Origin of the sequence: Proteus vulgaris (assembly GCF_033708015.1) — a bacterium.
GTDB lineage: Bacteria > Pseudomonadota > Gammaproteobacteria > Enterobacterales > Enterobacteriaceae > Proteus.
On record NZ_CP137920.1, the window covers coordinates 3,958,099 to 3,977,110 of the forward strand.

Below are 19,012 nucleotides of genomic sequence, written 5' to 3' on the forward strand. Positions count from 1 at the left end.
TCCCTGGTAAGGTAAACTCGGTACATAATCGGAAAAATTAGAGGTCAACAATCTGACATCATTTCGTTATAACGCTGCTGATCTTGGTACATCTGCAAATAAACTTGATATTTAGCCTGATGGAAGGCAAATGTGTCGCTATCTGGTGTGATAATGCCACCTTCTCGCACCATTGCACTGGCAGCTTTAGAGAAATCATCAAAGGCTTTACACGCTACGGCACCTAATAATGCTGCTCCTAAATTCACCGCATCTTCTTCTTGTGCTAAATGAATTTCACGGCCTGTTGCATTAGCGTATTCACGTAGCCACAATGGATTTTTTGTGGCGCCACCACACATCACAATGCGATTGATTTGATGTCCAGCATCTTCAAGAGTGTCAATAATATGGCGTGTGCCATAAGCAATAGATTGCAGTGTCGCAAGATAATAACGAGCCAATGCAACACGACCACTTTCCAGCGTTAATCCACTTACCATGCCTTTGGCAGCAGGGTTTGCGCGTGGAGAGCGATTACCATGGTGATCCGCTAAAACATGAAACTGAGCAGTTGGATATTGTTCATTTTCTTCCAATTCAGCGACAGCTTCGTTTAATAGGGCATAGTAGTTAACCCCTTTTTCATTCGCTTCTTGCTCTAATTCAGCCCATGACTCATGACGGCGGATAGACCATTCAACTAACGCACCAGCGGCACTTTGACCCCCTTCGTTTAGCCATAATTCGGGCAACATCGCGCCAAAATAAGGTCCCCAAACACCGGGTACCATAATGGGATATTGGCTTACGATCATGTGGCAGTTAGACGTACCACTGATAATGGCTAAACTCCCTTCAGGTTGTGATGCCGTTAATGCCAAACCACCTGCATGCGCGTCAATAATGCCTGAAGCAACAATGACACCTGTGTGCAAGCCAAACGCATTAGCAACTGACTCATCTAAACAACCCGCTTGTTCACCTAACGCAAGAATGGTTTGTGGTACTTTTTCTAATAATTCATCCAAACCTACATCGGCTAACAAACTCTCACTAAATTGCCCCTGATGGGCTAAATAATTCCATTTACAGGTTAATGTACAAGTACTTGCTACATCCCCTGATGTTGCTTTCCAAACTAAAAAATCAGCTAAATCAAAGAATCGCCATACGTTTTGATAACGCTCTGGATAATGATTTTTTAACCACAGAATTTTTGGCAATTCCATTTCAATACTCACTTCACCACCGACATATCGCAGTGAAGGATCATTCGTCAAATTGATGGTGACCGTTTCTTGTACAGCACGGTGATCCATCCACATGATGATATCGTGTTCCACTTTACCGCTTGGTGAAACAGACAGTCCCTTACCGTCCTTACCCACAGCAACTAAAGAACAAGTGGCATCAAAACCAATAGACTTCACATGGATAGGATCAATAGCAGATAACGCCACCGATTCTTTTACGGTCGTACAAACCTGCTGCCAAATATCGGTAGACGATTGCTCAACGAAATCCGTTTTTGGGCGAAATTGAGCAATAGGGCGGACAGAAAAGCCCAAACGCTTTCCATTGCTATCAAATACCGCTGCACGGACACTGGCTGAGCCAACATCAACGCCAATAAAATATTGTTGTTCCATGCGAACCCTCATCATTTGCTAACGCTATGCTAATTTTTGCTACTTCGAGTTAGCAAGTTAATTCGAGCATGACGAAAAAACAATCACTATAAGATTAGTTTGTGATGCAGATCTACATAGATAATTTAACTTAATGATTTTATTGATAATTTATTTATTTGGCTTTATGCATTATTTAGATGATGTACTGAATCGATTATGTTCGTTATGAAACTAACGAACATTTAATAAATAAAATCAGCAAGAATACTTATTAAAATAATAATATCTGGATAATTCTCTAAATTTTATTAAAAGGTATCTCATTAATAATGATGAGATATTATTCAAAAAATAATGAAATTAAAAATAATAATATTCCTATTGCTATAACACGCTATTACTTTATTTTTAATATGTTCATTTTAATTTATATATTCTTTTTTGGAGCATTTAATTATGTTGAAAAATATGGCTATTAGCCTTTCCCTACTTCTTATTTCTTCTTCTGCCTTTTCTGCGACATTAGCTGAAAAAGAATTACAACAAAAATTCGAGGAGAATATTCAGTCTCGTGTTGTTGATTTAAATAAAAGCTGTGATGCTGATATCAAAGTTGTGTTTGATTGGTCTGCGTTCACAGCTGATGATTTAAAAACAACAGGTGTTGATAGTTATTGTAGCGAAGGATTAAAAGGCGTAATAAATACTTGTGAGAGTTCAAAAGTAGCACAAGAAACAGTAAAAGAAAAAATACAGACTATTACCTGCTCTAAGGCAACACCACGTAATATTGAACTCAAAGAAGGCACGTTAAATTTTGGTATTGATTTCAATGCCGCAAACGATGCAAAAGCTGTTCAAGAACACCTAATAAATAATCTCTAAAGAGAATAAAATTCGACAAACAGTAATACGTTAAGATATTGCTGTTTGTTGATTAAATAACAGATTGAATAAGCTTTTTAGAATAATCATGAGAAACATTACCTAGATTATTTATCTCACATAATTCAATATTTTTACCTCGTAAAAAGAACATCACCTTATCGCAAAAATAAGCCACTGTTTGAATATCATGACTAATAAAAAGATAAGAGAGAGTAAATTCTTCTTTTAACTGTTTTAATAAATCCAATATTTGAACTTGCGTTGGAATATCTAAAGAACTAAGGGCTTCATCTAATACAATAAGTTTTGGATAAGACGCTAACGCACGACATAAACATACTCGTTGAGCCTGCCCCCCAGAAAGTTCAAATAGATAACGTGTATAACTATTTTTAGGTAATTCTACTTTATCTAAAAAAGAAAAAATAAGTGTTTTTAATGCTTGATGACTCATGCTTGGATTAATGATTTTAATCGGCTCAGCAATAATTTCGCCTACCGTTAATGTCGGATTAACAGAAGTCATATAATCTTGAAAAACAATACTGATTATACCTTGACGATGAAGTCGTTTTGTAACCGGTTTATTATTTAAAGAGATAGCCCCACGATCAGGTAACTCTAATCCACAAATTAAACGCGCTAACGTACTTTTACCACTGCCACTTTCACCGACCAAACCAAAAGCTTCACTCGCATTAATATTAAAAGAGAGTGAGTCAATAACCTTCACTTTTTCACCAAAAAGTGTGTTATTTTTTTGAGTATAATACTTACTTATATTCTCAACGTTTAATAACATAACCCCTCTTCATGATGACAATATTAATCTGTTTTTTTATTAATCAATTGCTCGAACCGTAATGAAAGCTGTCGACGTGCATGAATTAAATAACGCGTATATTCTTGTGTTGGATAGGATAAAACGGTTATCTTCTCACCACATTCAACCATTTTCCCTTTTTGCATGACTAATATATCGTCAGCAATTTCATTGACTATCCCTAAATCATGAGAAATAAAAATTAATGTTGAGTGATGCGTCGTAACAACATGCTGGAGTAGTTTTAAAATATCTTGGCGTAAAGGTGCATCAAGCGCCGTTGTTGGCTCATCTGCAATTAATAAGGTCGGTGATAAAGCAAGTGCAATTGCGATCATCACACGTTGTAATTGTCCACCACTTAATTGATGAGGAAAAGCCTGCATAATAGATTGAAATTGATGAGGAAATACATGAGATAATGCCAATTCAGCTTTTTCTATCGCTTGCTTTTTAGAATAGGAAAAATGGTAGATTAACGTTTGGCAAAATTGCTTTCCTATTCTCATTAAAGGATCAAAGGCACTCATACCATTTTGCACAATGACACCTAAAGAGGTACCCAATAAAGCTTGTCGTTGAGAAAACGTCTCATGATTGATTGTCTTTCCATTCAAGAAAATCTCCCCTGACATGACGAATTGTTCAGGCAACAATCCCATAATGGCTTTACTCACTAAACTTTTACCGCTACCGCTTTCTCCTACGATCGCTAATGTACGTCCTTGCTTTATCGAGAAAGAGATATCATCAATCAATTTTTTTCCACTTTCTTGATGAGTAATCGAAACGTGCTTAAGCGTCAGTAAGTTGTTCATGCTTTTCTCCTACTGACTGACGATTATCTGGATCAAACACATCACGTAAGAAATCGCCCCAAAAATTAAATGCGGTGACAACAAGGGTAATGGCAATTCCTGCGGGTAACATCTGCTCTGGGTGTAATACCATGACATTTTTTGCTTCACTGAGCATATTTCCCCATTCTGGCGTTGGTGGTTGTACACCTAACCCTAAAAAGGAAAGTGCCGAGATCATTAAAATAACACTCCCCATATCTGTTGATGCTAAGACAATAGTTTCAGCAAAGGTGACAGGTAATAAATGACGCCGTAAAATATGACGAGAAGGTGCACCAATCACCTGTGCATATGCAATGTAATTACGATGAGCGTATTGACGAACAACGCCCCTGATCATTCTGGCATACCATGCCCATTTCACTAAAATAACGGCAATTAAGATATTACCAATACCCGGTCCCATTATTCCCACTAATGCTAAGATCATAATTTCTGCAGGGAATGACAAAACGACATCACATAACCGCATAATCAATGTATCTATCTTGCCATGGAAAAATCCGGCTAACATTCCCATTAGCCAACCAATCATTAATGTCACACTCATGGCTAATAAGGCATAAAATACTGTTGTTCTGATACCAAACAATAATCTTGAAAAAATACAGCGTCCTAAATTATCCGTACCTAACGGATAATCAAAGCTCATCGGTTTAAATTTCAAGCGTATCGACGTTAATGTAGGATCATGTGGTGCCAACCAAGGGGCGAATATTCCTGCAATGACTACCATCATAATCACCAATAAACACAGTTGTGCACTTTTATCTTTTCCGAGTCGTTGCCAAAAAAGTCGCCACATCATTATCGCCTTAACCGTGGATCTGCCATCATTTGAATGACGTCCATCAGAAAATTAAAAAAGAGAAATAACAGTGACATTAATAAAATATAAGCTTGTATCATCGGATAATCACGACCAAATATAGCGCTGATACAGAGTCGTCCGATCCCCGGCCAAGCAAAAATATTTTCAATCACCACCGTACCCGCAATAAGCTTAGGAATACTCATCCCCAACGCCGTTAAACTGGAATACAGCGAATTACGTAAAATATGGCGGCGTAAAATAAGATTATCGGGTAATCCTCGCGCTTTGGCATAAAAGACATACGGCTGATGCCATTGATTTAACATCGCACCTCGTAATAGTCGTAAATAAGTGCCGATATATCCTAAAGAGAGCGCCAAAGCAGGCAAAATAACAGACTGAGGCGATAACATTCCGCTGACAGGCAACCAATCTAAATAAACAGCGACACCCCAAATTAATAATAATCCTAACCAATAATTAGGAATAGCCGTTAAAACAAAAACAATAAAACGGATACATTTATCCGTAAAACTTTGAGGTTTAGCCACACACCATAGTGCCAAAGGGAGTGTCAGAACAATCGTAAAGAATAGCGCCGTTGAGGCTAGCCAAAGTGTGGGTGGTAACGCCCTTAACATCTCTTGAATAACGGGGGTTCTTGTAAGAAAAGAGGTACCAAAATCGAGTTGCAAACCTGCTATTAACCATAAAAAGTAACGCGTAAAAAAAGGCTTATCTAATCCTAACTCATGGCGCATGCCTTCAATGGCTTCGGGTGTTGGGACTATTTCATTGACACGTAGCGCGACTTCCGCAGGATCAGACGGGGCTAACTCCAACAGAATAAAAGCAATAAATGAAATTATCAGTGCCAGTGGGAAGATAGCCAGCACTCTCCAGAATATATAACGTAGCATAAGAGTTGAATCAGTGTGGCTCGTGGATATGACATGCCACACGTATTTGGGTTAATCTCATTGATGCATTAACTAAGGCTTAAAGCGCATCTTTTCAAAGGGTATTTCATATTGAGAGGGATTAAAGCCCACATTTTCTAATTCACTACGATGGATAGCCTTAGTACGTGAATAGGTTAGCGGAATATAGACCGCTTGCTCTGCCAATGAAGTAAATAAGGTTTTATAGAGTTCCTGACGACGAACCTCATTAGGTGTAATTAATAACTCGCCAATTATTGCATCCAATTGAGCTTTATTTGCCAATCCTTTTTGCCCTTGATAATCTGCATGAGCGGGTATTCTAAATGATGAAACAAAAGAAGCCGGATCGTAAGGCGTACCCCATGAGAGTGAATATTGTAAATCAAAATCACCATTTTTTTGTCTATCTAAATAAGCTTGTTTCTCTTCACCTAAAATCGTTAAACCGACACCAATCTTTTTAAAGTCATCTTGAATAAGTTCAGCTATCTCTTTCTCAACGGCATTATTCACATTATAAGAGAGCAACAACTGTAATTTTTCACCTTGTTTCTCACGGATGGTCTTACCTTTTGGTAATACCCAGCCTTCGGCTTCTAATAGCTCAATCGCTTTTTCTGGCTGATAAACATAAGTTGGAGAAGTAAAATCACAGTAAGGCACACTGCGTGCCATTAACGTATCAGCGACTTTTTCACTGCCCGCTAAAATACCTTCGGCAATTCCTTCTTTATCAACCGCATATTGCAACGCTTGGCGGACTTTTTGGCTGGATGTCATTGCTCGGCTGCTATTGAGCACAATTGCGCGAGAAGCGATTGGTGCACTCATTTCAGTTTTGAATTTATCAGACGCCATAAGAGCCTCAAATGAATCCATATCTAACATGTCGCCATCTGCACCAAAAATAAGCTGAATATCCCCTTTTTGTAGCGAAAGTAACATGGTTTGTCTATCGGGGATCACTCGCCATATCACGCCATTAAGTACAGGCTTCTCTCCCCAATAATTAGGGTTAACCTTAAACTCAGCATATTGGTCTTTTTTATGCTCAGTTAACACCCAAGGCCCTGTACCCACATAGCTCGCAACACCTGTTTTAGTTTTGCCATTAATAAAAGAATTTGGCGAAATAAAGCGGAATGGGCGAGTTAAACCTAATTCAGTTAATGTTGGGTAGTAAGGATTTTTTAGATTTAATTTAACCGTGAATTCATCCACAATTTCAACACGATCAATCTGGCGAACTAACTCTAACCACGCATGACGTTCATAGTTGTCTAAAACAGCGTCAATATTTAATTTTACCGCTTTAGCATTAAAGGGGGCACCATCACTAAAGGTCACATCATGACGTAAAAAGAAAGTGTAGCTCTTTCCATCAGGAGAAATATCCCAACGCTCCGCTAAATAAGGTGCAACACCTTTTTCGGTATTTAATACTAGAGGTTCAAATACCATATTTTGAGCCGCCATCTCGCCAGAGTAGAGATGCGGGTTTATATCACGAATGTCTTTTGTGCTGGCATAATCCAACATATTATTGCTTTTATCTGCTAACGCAGGAAAAGTGCAGGCAAATGCTAACAGTAGTGTTGGGAACACTGAAAATAAGGGCTTCACGTTATTCTCCTTTAATTATCTATTCGTTGCTTTTGTGCGTGGATCATAAACATCGGTGTTGAGCCATAATTAATTTTTTCTTCTTCGTTCCACACAAAATCACCAATGCGAGTGTCGATCATATATCGACTAAAACCAACTTCTAGCAGGGTATTAATATCCCATTGTGGGCGTTTAATTTGACTTAATGGTAATTGGCGAGCAATGCGTTCCATCTCTTTGGTATCTGTATTGACGTAATGATCTTCAACTTGCTTTTCAATTGAACGCGCTCTATCTGCCACAAAACCTTGCCAATAATTCTCATCAAAGAGATGTAAATACCAGTTAGCATCAAAATTAATTAAACTGCCCCCCGGTTTTAATACACGAAACCACTCTGAATATGCTTTTTGAGGCGCTTTTAAATTCCATGTTACGTTGCGACTCACCACTAAATCGAATTGTTCACTGGCAAAAGGCAGTTGATGTACATCACCACGAATAAATTGGATCTTTGCTTTATGCGTTTGCGCATTTTGTTTAGCTTCCAGTAGCATACCCTCTGTTGCATCAATAGCCGTAACATCATGGCCCGATAACGCTAATAAAATGGCAAAAAAACCCGGTCCCGTTCCAATATCAAGCACTTTTAAGGTGTTACCGTCTTTGATATGTCCCAATAACAGATGACGCCATTTCTGTTGTTTCTCGCTTAGCAATTCCTGTTGATTCGACTCACTATAACTTTCAGCTCTGATATTCCAGTAGCGCGTTACATCATTAAGTAATTGGTTATTATTTATTTTGTTTATCATCAGAAACCTGCTGTTATATCAACGTAAAGAGAGGTATAACTACCTCTAAAAGCGAATGATTTGGTTATTTTTTAGTGTGGGTAACATACCTTGTAACCCCGAGCTGCTCTATGTGCTATATCAATATTCACCCGTACTCAACAAGGGAGAACTGCCAATTTGCGATCTTCATCTTTAGCATAAATATGCATCCTAATGGGAGTGAAGTTAAATAAGCAAATGGATTATTTCCCCTGTTAAAATAGAGAAATAAATTGAGCGAATTTAGAAATAAAAATTAATTTTTTCTTATATTAAAAAAGTGGATCCTTTAATTTCACCTTTTTTATAAAACCGTTATAGTCAATAATATTGCTATCTTAACTTTCTTTTTTTTAACGAATATAGCCGTCACATAAGGCTCTCTAAAATATGAATCGAATTTCACGATTAACGGCTGATATTACCCGCGCCGATTTTGCCTTAACCCATCAACAGCAATTACTTCAATTGCTGACTCAACACTTTCCTGCTAAGTATCGTTCTCTATTTGCTACCCCAGAGAAAAAATCGGATGACGTGATTGAATGGTACTCTCCTGTTTCTGGTGTTCCTGTCGCTTTAACGTCGTTACAAGGGCAAGAGCGACAAGAAATAAGTCGTATTTTAGATGAACGCCTCAACGATATTAAAACGCAAACAGCACTATTAGCATCACAAAATAGAATTACAGATGAAGAGCGCCATCTTTTAGATACAGCATCAACACTTCCTGATAGTGAAAGTGTCTATATTATTAATGGACAACCTGTTATTACATGGTGGCCACGTACAACACCATTGCCACCCCCTATTGCACAAGTCACCGCAGGTGCAAGTGCGGCAGCGGCGGGTGCGGCACTTGCCGATGTTCCTGCCAAAACACGCAACCGCTGGCTACGTTGGTTATTACTACTGTTATTTTTACTGTTTTTGGTCTTACTGGCATCTTGGCTGAAAGGCTGTTTTGATCCCAATACCGTTCCTCCTAGGGTTGAAGAGAAACCTGCCGTTGTCATACCGCCAAAACCAGAGACAGCTCCTGAGCCGACCCCGGAACCCGTTCCAGAACCAGAACCAGAGTCTATTTCTGAGCCTGAACCAGTACCTGAACCCAAGCCTGTGCCAGTAAAACTCACCCCGCTCGAAGCTTGTGTACAAGATGAAGTGAAAAAAACGGGTGTGACAGAAAAAAGGGCAAATACGACTTGTGAAAATCGCTTAGCAAACAAAATTAAGCAAATGTGTCCTGCCGATCGCCCTGCAGAACTGGCCCCTCAAGTGATCCTTATCTTTGATGCATCAGGATCTATGGCACTAAGCATGAATTTAACAGAAAGTGATTTAGACTATCTCGCGTTAACTGGACAACTTTTCCCTGGTTATGATGCTGAACCTCGACGGATCACGACAGCAAGAAACGCAGCAATAAAAATTATTAATAACATGCCGTCAGATATGAAAATTACCACTGTTGTGGCATCTGACTGCGGTGTTGTGAAATCAAGTCCGACTTATGGTAGTAATGAAAGGTCAAAATTACTCAGTTATATTAAACGTATTGAGCCTGATAGTGGCACACCATTAGCTGAATCTATTAAACGTGCAGGTAATTTAATTAAAGGCAATAATCGTGACACGATTATTGTGTTGTTATCAGACGGTTTAGAATCTTGCGATCAAGATCCATGTGCAGCGGCGAGAACCTTAAAACGCGCTCACCCTCGCGCCATTATTAATGTTGTCGATATCTTAGGTACTGGTGCAGGTAACTGCGTTGCCGATGCCACTGGCGGAAAAGTCTTCACTGCGCGTAATGCGAATGAAGTCAGTTTAATGACACGAAAAGCGATTGAAGATTATATTCCGAAGAACTGTAATGATTGATTACTGTGACTCATATTGAGTTCACTCTCTTTAATTTCACATTGAGGGTGAACTTTTTCATGTATCACGTGTATTTTATTATATTGAAGTTGGCAAGCTCTATATCTTATCTATCTTAAGCCTCTTTAATTATGTGTTTTTTCTTTTTTATTTTCACGTTATTCAGAATAACCCTATTTTGTGACTATTATCACAGTGACTAAACAATCATTAATAGTTTGTTCTTTTATATTTTGTCTTTTTTTTCTTCTACTCCATTATTTTTTAATGTAAAACTCAACATCTCGGTGATTTAATCTATATATTTAAGAAAATATAGCGCAACCTGTAAAATCATTATTTAATTATCATAATCGTTATCTTAATATTCCCTCTTTCACACAAGAAAAATAAAAAAACCTTTAATAATAATTAGTTAATTAACCCTAAATAATCCGCTAGATAGACACATAATTTCTGATAATATAAAATGTATATCAATTTTATATCTTTATTTTTAGCCTTAAAGCCTATTTACGGATAAGCCAACTTACCCATAGATAATCTTGCCTAGCGGAATGATCGTCGTGAATAAAGCATTCTTACGAAGTGGTAAATTAGAAAATTACCTCCCAATGGGGGAAAATGGACAGGCTGTTTATATCTCTGCACTGCAGCTGCGTGAAACTCTACGTTTAAGAGGAAAGGCTCATATTTCTCAATGCCTTGCTATTCCTCAGCCAAATGAAACTGGCGAACGCATTGACTGGTATTCACCGATTGACGGCTCTGTTATTCCTTGGTCTGCGGCTTCAGAAGAAGAGCGCGCCGCCGCTTATGCTTTACTGAAAAAGAACCAAGATGATTTAATCGCCTTCAGTGAACAAGAACAACAAAAGACTGGAAATAAAGAAAGTCAGCTATTTGGTGCTCTGCTCAGTAAAACGATCCAATTTCCTGACGAAAACCATATTTTTATTGTTGATGGACAACCGATTATTACTTTTTGGGGTTTTGTCAATGCCAACCAACAACTTAGAGCTGATCCTGTTGCTTGCTTAAAACCCGCTGTTGTCCCTATTGCACCCACATCAACAGCAGTTCCACCAGCACAAGAAGAAAAAATCATTATTACTGATACGAAACGCTCTTGGTGGCGCTTCTTATGGTGGTTGTTACCTTTATTATTGCTTCTACTCGCAATTTTCTTTTTAAGAGGTTGTTTCTCAACGCCAGCGTTACCGATGATCGATAGTAAAACACCCGATATTGAAGCGCCTAAATTGCCAGAACCGACGCTTGAAAAACCGAAAGTCCCCACAGTAGTTACTCATGGCCACACAGTCGGCGTACCAACAGGTACAGTTCATACAGGAACATTAGGTACCGTAGAGGCGAATGGAAATGTGATTGATAGCACTGGTGGTAATAGCACACAGGCTGATCCTAATACGGATTTATCTAGGGTAGATCCTCAAACAGACAATAACCAAGGTGCATTGCCTGAAGGAATATTACCTGAAGAAGCACAACAACCGACTGTACCGCCGGTTGATCCTACTACACAAAATGAGCAACCGAAAACAGATAACACTCCAAATATGGGAAATGAGAGTAAACCCTCTACCCCGCCTGTTGATCCCAATGCGCCACCCGATGTCACACCGCCCACGACAGCAGATAACACAACACCACTGACCATTCCTGCGAATGCGTTAGCGAATGGCTCAACCCAGTTCCTGAATGGTCAATGGAAAGCTGGGGCAGGAATTCAAGATCAAAAAACAGGTAAACCACTGAGCCTGAATTACCAACTCGATAATGGTAAAGGGCAAGTCGTCATGACACGCAGTGATGGCGTGACCTGTAAAGCCCCTGTCAATGCAACCATTAATCAAGGCGGATTAAATATTAATAACCAAGGTCAAGCTCTGTGCAGTGATGGTTCAAACTATTTGATGCCAAATATCATTTGCCAGCCAGGAAGCCAAAATATAGCTGATTGCCAAGGAAAATATGAAAATAATCAGCCATTCCCATTATCAATGAAGCGGGAGAATAACTAATTCATGTTAGCGCCACTGACCGATTATAAAGATAAAATTACCCTTATCCGAGACAGTAATATTCAGTTTCTGGATTTTGGCTTTAAGCTACCACAACGTAAAGAATACGGTGAGTTTGTTAAAAAAGGCGAAAACGGCCCATTAATGCGACTCATCTATAATGAACGAGATGATAACTATCTTTATCCTGCACCTAAGGATCAGCCTCAAACCCCGAGAGAAGCTGAATTTAGTTTCTCCCTTGAAGCGTCATTAACACTCTTAAATGACACATGGCTACCTGTACCATTTTTCCGCTTTAATCCACCACGAGCGTTCTCTCAAGGCCCTGATAACTGGGTAAGAATGATGTTCCATCAACTGACAGAGCCAGATGAAGATGGGCATACACATCGCGTTGTTGTGGCATTTGACACACGAATTGAGCCGAATCGCGCCAATACAGCTTATCTGGCACCAAACGAAGAAGATGTTCGCTCGGGTGTTGCTTTTGCGCTTGCCTATTTAGGCTATGAAGTTGAGAACTTCCTTGAAACACCATGGATTGATGGTTGGTTAAAGGAAGTCTTTAGCGAAAGAGCGCTGGCGGTGACTAAAATGTACCATGATGAACTTGAAGATGCGCTCAAAGAGTTTCAACATCAGGCACATTATCTCAATTTGCTCAATATATTAGGTGAGAAACTACACTTGCCTGAAATCAAAATTAACGAAACCAAACCGCAAGAGCCCGCGATTGACGTTGATCTTATTCTTGATGTGGGTAACTCACGTACCTGTGGGATCTTAATTGAAGATCATATCAATGATAACAAAGGGTTAACGCAACTCTATGAAATGACGCTGCGTGATTTAAGTCACCCTTATCAAATCTATAATGAACCATTTGAAAGCCGTGTTGAATTTGCGCAAGCGGAATTTGGTAAACAAGATTTTTCAGTTAATAGCGGTCGCAACAATGCCTTTATGTGGCCCACTATTGGTCGCGTTGGCCCTGAAGCCAATCGCATGGCAGCGCAACGGTTAGGAACGGAAGGCTCAACGGGTATTTCAAGCCCTAAACGCTATTTATGGGATGACTCACCATATTCTCCAGGTTGGCGCTTTAGCCGCTCTTTTGGTCAAACAGACCGAGAGCCACTGGCGACGGCTGTTCCAATGACATACCTGCTAAACGATCACGGTGAACCGTTATTCCGTTTAGAACCAGATGATCGCATGCCAGTATTTACGCCAAACTATACTCGCAGTTCATTAATGACCATGATGTTAACCGAAGTGTTAGCACAAGCATTGACGCAAATGAACAGCCCAGCTCAACGCCTTAAAATGAGTCACGCAAGTGCGCCTCGTCAGTTGCGCAATATCATTTTGACTATTCCACCTGCAATGCCAAAACCCGAGCGTGCAATTTTTGAAACGTGCATGGAAAACGCATTAGGGCTCATTTGGAAAGCAATGAATTGGGATCCGACGGATGAGAAACTCCGTTTTGATGGTAAAGATGAACAATGCCGTATCCCGATGCCAAACATCCATGTGAAATGGGATGAAGCCACTTGTGGCCAGTTAGTTTACCTCTATAACGAAACACAAATTAAATTTGGTGAGCGTACTGAAGCCTTTTTTGCCAGCCAAGTGCGTGAAGATAACCGCGCATTAACGGGTGATAGCGCCTTAAAGATTGCCTCAATAGATATTGGTGGCGGAACAACCGATCTCGTGATCACACGCTATAAACTGGATACGGGGACGGGGAGCAACGTCAAAATTATTCCAACACAGTTATTCCGTGAAGGATTCAAAATTGCAGGTGATGATATTTTATTAGATATCATCCAGATTTGCGTATTGCCTGCATTACGCACAGCATTAACGGATGCGGGTATTTCTGATGCTGATGCGCTGATGTCTTCTCTTTTTGGGAGCGAAGGTTTAGATGCAGGGCAACAAGTGTTACGCCAACAGCTTACCCTACAAATCTTTAATCCGATTGGGTTAAAGATTTTAAGCCAATACGAAAACTACGATCCATTAGTTCCTCATGAAGGCATTAACAGTACTTTTGGTGAATTACTTAGCGTTCTACCTACAGAGCATGTACGTCGTTATATTGATGACGCAACGAATAAAGAGCTCGGTGGCGGCGACAGTTTCTCCATTTTAAATGTGCCTGTACAAATTAACTTTGCACAATTACACGCTGAGTTTATTTCGGGTGAACGTATTAATATCACCCGTAGTTTAAAAGCCCTATGTGAAGTGCTTTATTACTACTCCTGTGATGTTTTATTGCTGACGGGTCGCCCTTCTCGTTTACCGGGTATTCAGGCGCTATTAAAAGTATTACAGCCTGTACCGCCTTCGCGTATTCTGCCATTACACGGCTACAAAACAGGTGGTTGGTATCCATTCAACAAAAAAGGTCGTATTGACGATCCAAAATCTACCGCGGCAGTCGGTGCGATGCTGTGTTTAATGGCTGAAAATGCACGTTTGCTCAACTTCTACTTCTCAACAGGTAACTTTAAAACGTATTCAACCGTCCGTTATTTAGGGATGTTGGATAATAACAACACAATTTCCGATAATGACGTTTACTACCGTGATATTCAGGATAAATTTGAGCCTGATCCTGATACCTATTTCGAAGTCAGAGGCGGGATCCGCTTAGGTTTCCGTCAATTAGATAATGCCCGTTGGCCAGCATCTCCACTTTATACCTTACGCATTAAAAATCCGAAATTGGCGCAACAACTTAGCCAAGAAGACAGCGTATTGCATATCAAGCTTGGAGAAGAAAGAGGCGCCTCTGGTCATAATAATGACAATAAATCTGAAAAATTACGTATTGAAGAAATGGAACTGATTAATGGCAAAGGTGGCGTTAATAAAAACGGGTTAAGTTTCAAACTCAATACGTTAGCAGATAGTGGTATTGGTGAAACATCCTATTGGCTGGATAGCGGGAGTGTATTAGGTAAATGAATATGATGGATGAAAAACAGTTAACAGCCAAATGGGATGCCATTTATCAAGGTGCAGGTAAAGCCATTGATTGGGTGACGGCAGTAAGAGGTAATGCGCCTCGTTTAAATACCGAAGCCGATAGCCTTATCTATCGTCTACGCCGTAGCCGTAATATGGCAAAAAATCTCAGTTTAGCAACACAGCGCCCCATGTCTGTGGGCTTTTTTGGTCTCTCTCAAGCAGGAAAATCGTACCTGATTTCAGCACTTGCCGCAGGGCAAGAGGGTAGATTAAGAACCAGTATGGCAGGTAAAACACTTGATTTTATCGACCATATCAACCCACCGGGCGGCGGTAAGGAAGCGACTGGTTTAGTGACTCGCTTTAGCCGCAATGCCACAAAAGGTACACAAGCGTTTCCTGTCGAGTTGCATCTTTTCAGCGAAATTGAGATCGTTAAAATTCTCGCCAATGCTTACCTGTATGATTTTAATCAAGAAAAAATTGAATTTGAACTAGATGACGAGAAAATTTCTCGTTTAATCAATTCATTAAGCACACAATGCAATGCGACACCTGTTGCCGGTATTACTCATGATGATGTTGTTTCATTATGGGATTATCTGCAACGCCACGCGGAAAAAAGCCAGAAAAAACTGGCAACAACCTATTGGCCTAAAGCGATTGAATTAGCGCCTTATCTCAACATTGCACAACGCGCTAAACTCTTTTCTGTTTTATGGGGCGATATTGCAGAGCTCACTTCCGCTTATCAACGTTTTAGCACCACACTTGCTTCTTTAGGTAATGCCTCTCTTGTTTTAGCCCCGCTCTCTGCGTTAGTTAAAGAGCAAGACGGCGTGTTAGTACAAGAAGACAGTATTATGAACGTAGATATGTTAGAGCGTCTCAATACTGCCAATGATAGCCAGATCAGCATTTGTCCTGTTCATGGCGATCATATTGATGCCCCTGTTACCCTTTCGTTAGCAGAGTTAACCGCACTGACGGTTGAATTAGTCGTCCCATTATTAGATGCACCAAGTAAAACCCTGTTTGAACATGTTGAGCTGCTCGATTTTCCGGGCTATCGCGGTCGTTTAGGGGTTGAAACCATGGCGGATGTACGTCGTCAAGTCAACGATGATAGTGCTAACCCTCTGGCACAACTTATTCTTCGGGGTAAAGTTGCCTATCTGTTTGAACGTTATACCGATAATCAAGAGATGAATGTGTTAGTGGTATGTACTGCATCAAACAAACAGTCAGATGTAAAAGAAGTCGGTGCTGTTCTCACAGAATGGATCAACAATACACAAGGCAAAGATGCACAAACTCGAGCTAAACGTCCTTCAGGTTTAATTTGGGCAATGACCATGTTTGATATGCGTATTACCAACTCTTTAACCATGAATGAAGCGTTATTACGCCAATCATGGGGCAAAGGTGGCATGATCAAAATGGCAATGCTAGAGCGCTTTGGTCAATATGAATGGATGTCATCCGATTGGATCAATGGTGAAGCCTTTAATAACACCTTCTTAGTACGTAAACCCAGTGTACCTACCCCATTTATTCAAATCAGTAATGGCAAAGAGATTGTTCTCAATGAGGACAGTGTTTCACAATTACATCTGATGAAAAAAACCTTTACTGAAGATGAAACTGTCCAACGCTATATTCGTGAGCCAGACCAAGCATGGGAGGCGATGTTGTCGCTTAACGATGGGGGGATGCAACGCCTTGCAGACTACCTTGAAACCGTTGCATTAAAATCACTAAAACTTGAACGTATTAGCGAGCAATTGCAAGAAATTCAACGTGATTTAATTGGTCATCATCTTGAAAAATGGTATCAATCCGGTGGTGAAGAAGAGCTTCAAGTCAAACGTCGTAATGCAGCCACTATCTTACGCTTTATGCAAAGTCGCCCTTATCTACAAGGTGCCTTGCTAGATTATCTTCTGCCTTCGCGTAAATCACTCTACGACCTGTATATGCAAGAAAAAGAGATTGTTGATTCGCTTTCAGATAACAAAAAAGCGACTCAAGCCCCAGTTTCTGCTTTTGCAGCTATGGAGCAACCCACTTTCGATCTCTTTAGCGATGCGCCAATTTCTCTGGTCTCAGAAGAAGATGAAGCCCCTAAAGGTCACGGTAATGAGGTTACCTACCCTAAAAAAGTGATGGCATTATGGATAAACCATCTGCGCAGCCTGCCAGATAACGGTACGTTGTTAACCTATTTAGGCATTGATCAAGAAATTATGGTGCTGTTAGTTGATGAGCTTATCACGGCGATTAACCGCCTTGGTGTTGAACAACGTATGTTGAAAACCCTTGCAGGCACCGAAGCCATCGCTCGACGCGATGACTTAGCCGAACAGCAATCATCTCGCGTATATAATGTACTGGGCGACTTTATTACTTGGTTTAATTTCAAAGATAACGGGGTTGAAAAGCCAGATAGCAAAATCAATGTTGGTCATAAAATCTTTGAAAGACCCGATAACACGAGTGTGCAATGGGCTGATGATGAGCGTTTAGTTCGCTTACCGACCAACCCCGTTAACTATACTCTTTTATTTGTGATTGATTGGCTTATCGCTTTATCAGCGATTATTACCGAGAATGCGGGGCATTCTGCGGGAAGAGAGATCAGTGCTGAACAAAATGCACTGTTAGGTCAAATCATTCAAACCATGAAATCATCCATCGTGGAGTCATAATTCGTGTTTAATCCAGAATTAAAACCCGTACAACCTGCTCGACCTGGCTTTGCGGTATTAAGCATTCGAAATTGGGAAGGTGACGCTTCCCCTGTTTATTTAAGCATTCAGCGTAATCAAGATCGCTATTTCTTAAATGATAAAGGGGAATGGGTAGGTAATGCCTTTTTCCACCAGCTGTCACTTGAAGATGCTGAGGACGGCTATCAAATCGTTCTTGATAAAACGTTGGTCGATCCCCTCGTTAGCAACTTACAAATGGCGTATCAATTTACGTTAAAAGACGATAACGAAACACAAGATATCGGACGATTGCGTATTCGTGATGGTGTCTTAGCCTCACAAGCACAAGGTCAAAGTGAAGCATTAAAATCAACGGCAACGTTAGATACTCAAGCCGTTCCACCCACTCCCATTGTCGAAACTTCACCAGAGCCTGAATCAATCAAAGAGCCTGAGCCAATTATTCCTGAAATGAAGGTGGATGAACCGCCACAACGACCAACACCACCTGCACCGAAAAAATCAAAAATTGGCTTAATTTTAGCGATTATCCTGATTTTAATTTTAGCGGGTATCTTAACGTGGTTCTTCTTACTAAGAGGCAATCCAGCAGGCGAACCTGCACCACAACCGACACCAGAACCGGCAACAACCAGTGTGTGCAGTGTTGAAAACATGAAATCAGGTACCGCATTAGCCTTTGTACAAAGTTGTATACAGAGCCAACCAGATAGCAAGACTATCCTTGCAACGATCTCACTCGCAAAACAGAACAATCAATGTGATGTGGCTCAGCGTTTATATGCTTATAAAGCACAATCAGGTGATGTTGATATCGCACTGAATTACGCTCGTGAATACGATCCAGAAACGGCATCAGCACAAGGCTGCTTTAGTGCCGACAAAGAAACCGCCATTTATTGGTACGAAGCGGTTCTTAATTATGACTCACAAAACAGTGACGCCAAAGCGCGTCTTGAAGCTTTGAAAAAATAGGA

The 19,012-nt window shown here is 40.2% G+C and carries 13 protein-coding genes; 6 read left to right on the top strand and 7 right to left on the bottom strand.

What is annotated here, in order from left to right; translation table 11 throughout:
* Positions 1-44 precede the first annotated feature (44 nt).
* The gene (locus SB028_RS18585; protein ID WP_069369510.1) at positions 45-1,631 is read right to left on the bottom strand and encodes an FGGY-family carbohydrate kinase; all 1,587 of its coding nucleotides are present in this window, start codon (positions 1,629-1,631) and stop codon (positions 45-47) included.
* 438 nt (positions 1,632-2,069) lie between these two features.
* Between SB028_RS18585 and SB028_RS18590 the strand changes: the two genes are divergently transcribed.
* Positions 2,070-2,498, top strand: coding sequence for a hypothetical protein (locus SB028_RS18590; protein WP_069369509.1), 429 nt, complete (start codon positions 2,070-2,072; stop codon positions 2,496-2,498).
* A gap of 52 nt (positions 2,499-2,550) precedes the next feature.
* Here the strand turns inward: SB028_RS18590 and SB028_RS18595 are convergent, their stop codons facing one another.
* The 6 genes from SB028_RS18595 to SB028_RS18620 form a co-directional block, all read right to left on the bottom strand.
* Positions 2,551-3,303 (bottom strand): ABC transporter ATP-binding protein, encoded by a 753-nt coding sequence (locus SB028_RS18595; protein WP_069369508.1) that lies wholly within the window; start codon positions 3,301-3,303, stop codon positions 2,551-2,553.
* A 23-nt stretch (positions 3,304-3,326) separates the two neighbouring features.
* Positions 3,327-4,142, bottom strand: a complete 816-nt coding sequence (locus tag SB028_RS18600; RefSeq protein ID WP_069369507.1) for an ABC transporter ATP-binding protein — start codon at positions 4,140-4,142, stop codon at positions 3,327-3,329.
* Positions 4,120-4,989, bottom strand: a complete 870-nt coding sequence (gene opp1C, locus SB028_RS18605; RefSeq protein WP_069369506.1) for a nickel/cobalt ABC transporter permease — start codon at positions 4,987-4,989, stop codon at positions 4,120-4,122. Before opp1C ends, SB028_RS18600 begins: the two co-directional genes overlap by 23 nt.
* A 2-nt stretch (positions 4,990-4,991) precedes the next feature.
* Positions 4,992-5,918 carry a nickel/cobalt ABC transporter permease gene (gene opp1B / locus SB028_RS18610; protein WP_069369505.1) on the bottom strand — a complete coding sequence of 309 codons (927 nt, stop codon included), beginning with the start codon at positions 5,916-5,918 and terminating at the stop codon, positions 4,992-4,994.
* A 72-nt stretch (positions 5,919-5,990) separates the two neighbouring features.
* Positions 5,991-7,565 (bottom strand): nickel ABC transporter substrate-binding protein, encoded by a 1,575-nt coding sequence (nikA, locus tag SB028_RS18615; RefSeq protein WP_069369504.1) that lies wholly within the window; start codon positions 7,563-7,565, stop codon positions 5,991-5,993.
* 11 nt (positions 7,566-7,576) lie between these two features.
* A complete protein-coding gene (locus SB028_RS18620) occupies positions 7,577-8,362 on the bottom strand; it encodes a class I SAM-dependent methyltransferase (protein ID WP_069369503.1) in 786 nt (261 codons plus the stop codon).
* A gap of 411 nt (positions 8,363-8,773) precedes the next feature.
* Here SB028_RS18620 and SB028_RS18625 point away from each other — a divergent pair, with 411 nt between their 5' ends.
* The 5 genes from SB028_RS18625 (at position 8,774) to SB028_RS18645 (ending at position 19,010) form a co-directional block, all read left to right on the top strand.
* A complete protein-coding gene (locus SB028_RS18625) occupies positions 8,774-10,267 on the top strand; it encodes a vWA domain-containing protein (protein ID WP_077885154.1) in 1,494 nt (497 codons plus the stop codon).
* A gap of 566 nt (positions 10,268-10,833) precedes the next feature.
* Positions 10,834-12,312, top strand: a complete 1,479-nt coding sequence (locus tag SB028_RS18630) for an SrfA family protein (RefSeq protein ID WP_077885153.1) — start codon at positions 10,834-10,836, stop codon at positions 12,310-12,312.
* Positions 12,313-12,315: 3 nt separating this feature from the next.
* The gene (locus SB028_RS18635; protein ID WP_248620484.1) at positions 12,316-15,300 is read left to right on the top strand and encodes a virulence factor SrfB; all 2,985 of its coding nucleotides are present in this window, start codon (positions 12,316-12,318) and stop codon (positions 15,298-15,300) included.
* A 2-nt stretch (positions 15,301-15,302) separates the two neighbouring features.
* Complete coding sequence (locus SB028_RS18640) at positions 15,303-18,011, top strand: putative virulence factor (protein ID WP_248620483.1); 2,709 nt, start codon at positions 15,303-15,305, stop codon at positions 18,009-18,011.
* Between the two features lie 3 nt (positions 18,012-18,014).
* Positions 18,015-19,010, top strand: coding sequence for a hypothetical protein (locus SB028_RS18645; RefSeq protein ID WP_069369500.1), 996 nt, complete (start codon positions 18,015-18,017; stop codon positions 19,008-19,010).
* Positions 19,011-19,012 lie beyond the last annotated feature (2 nt).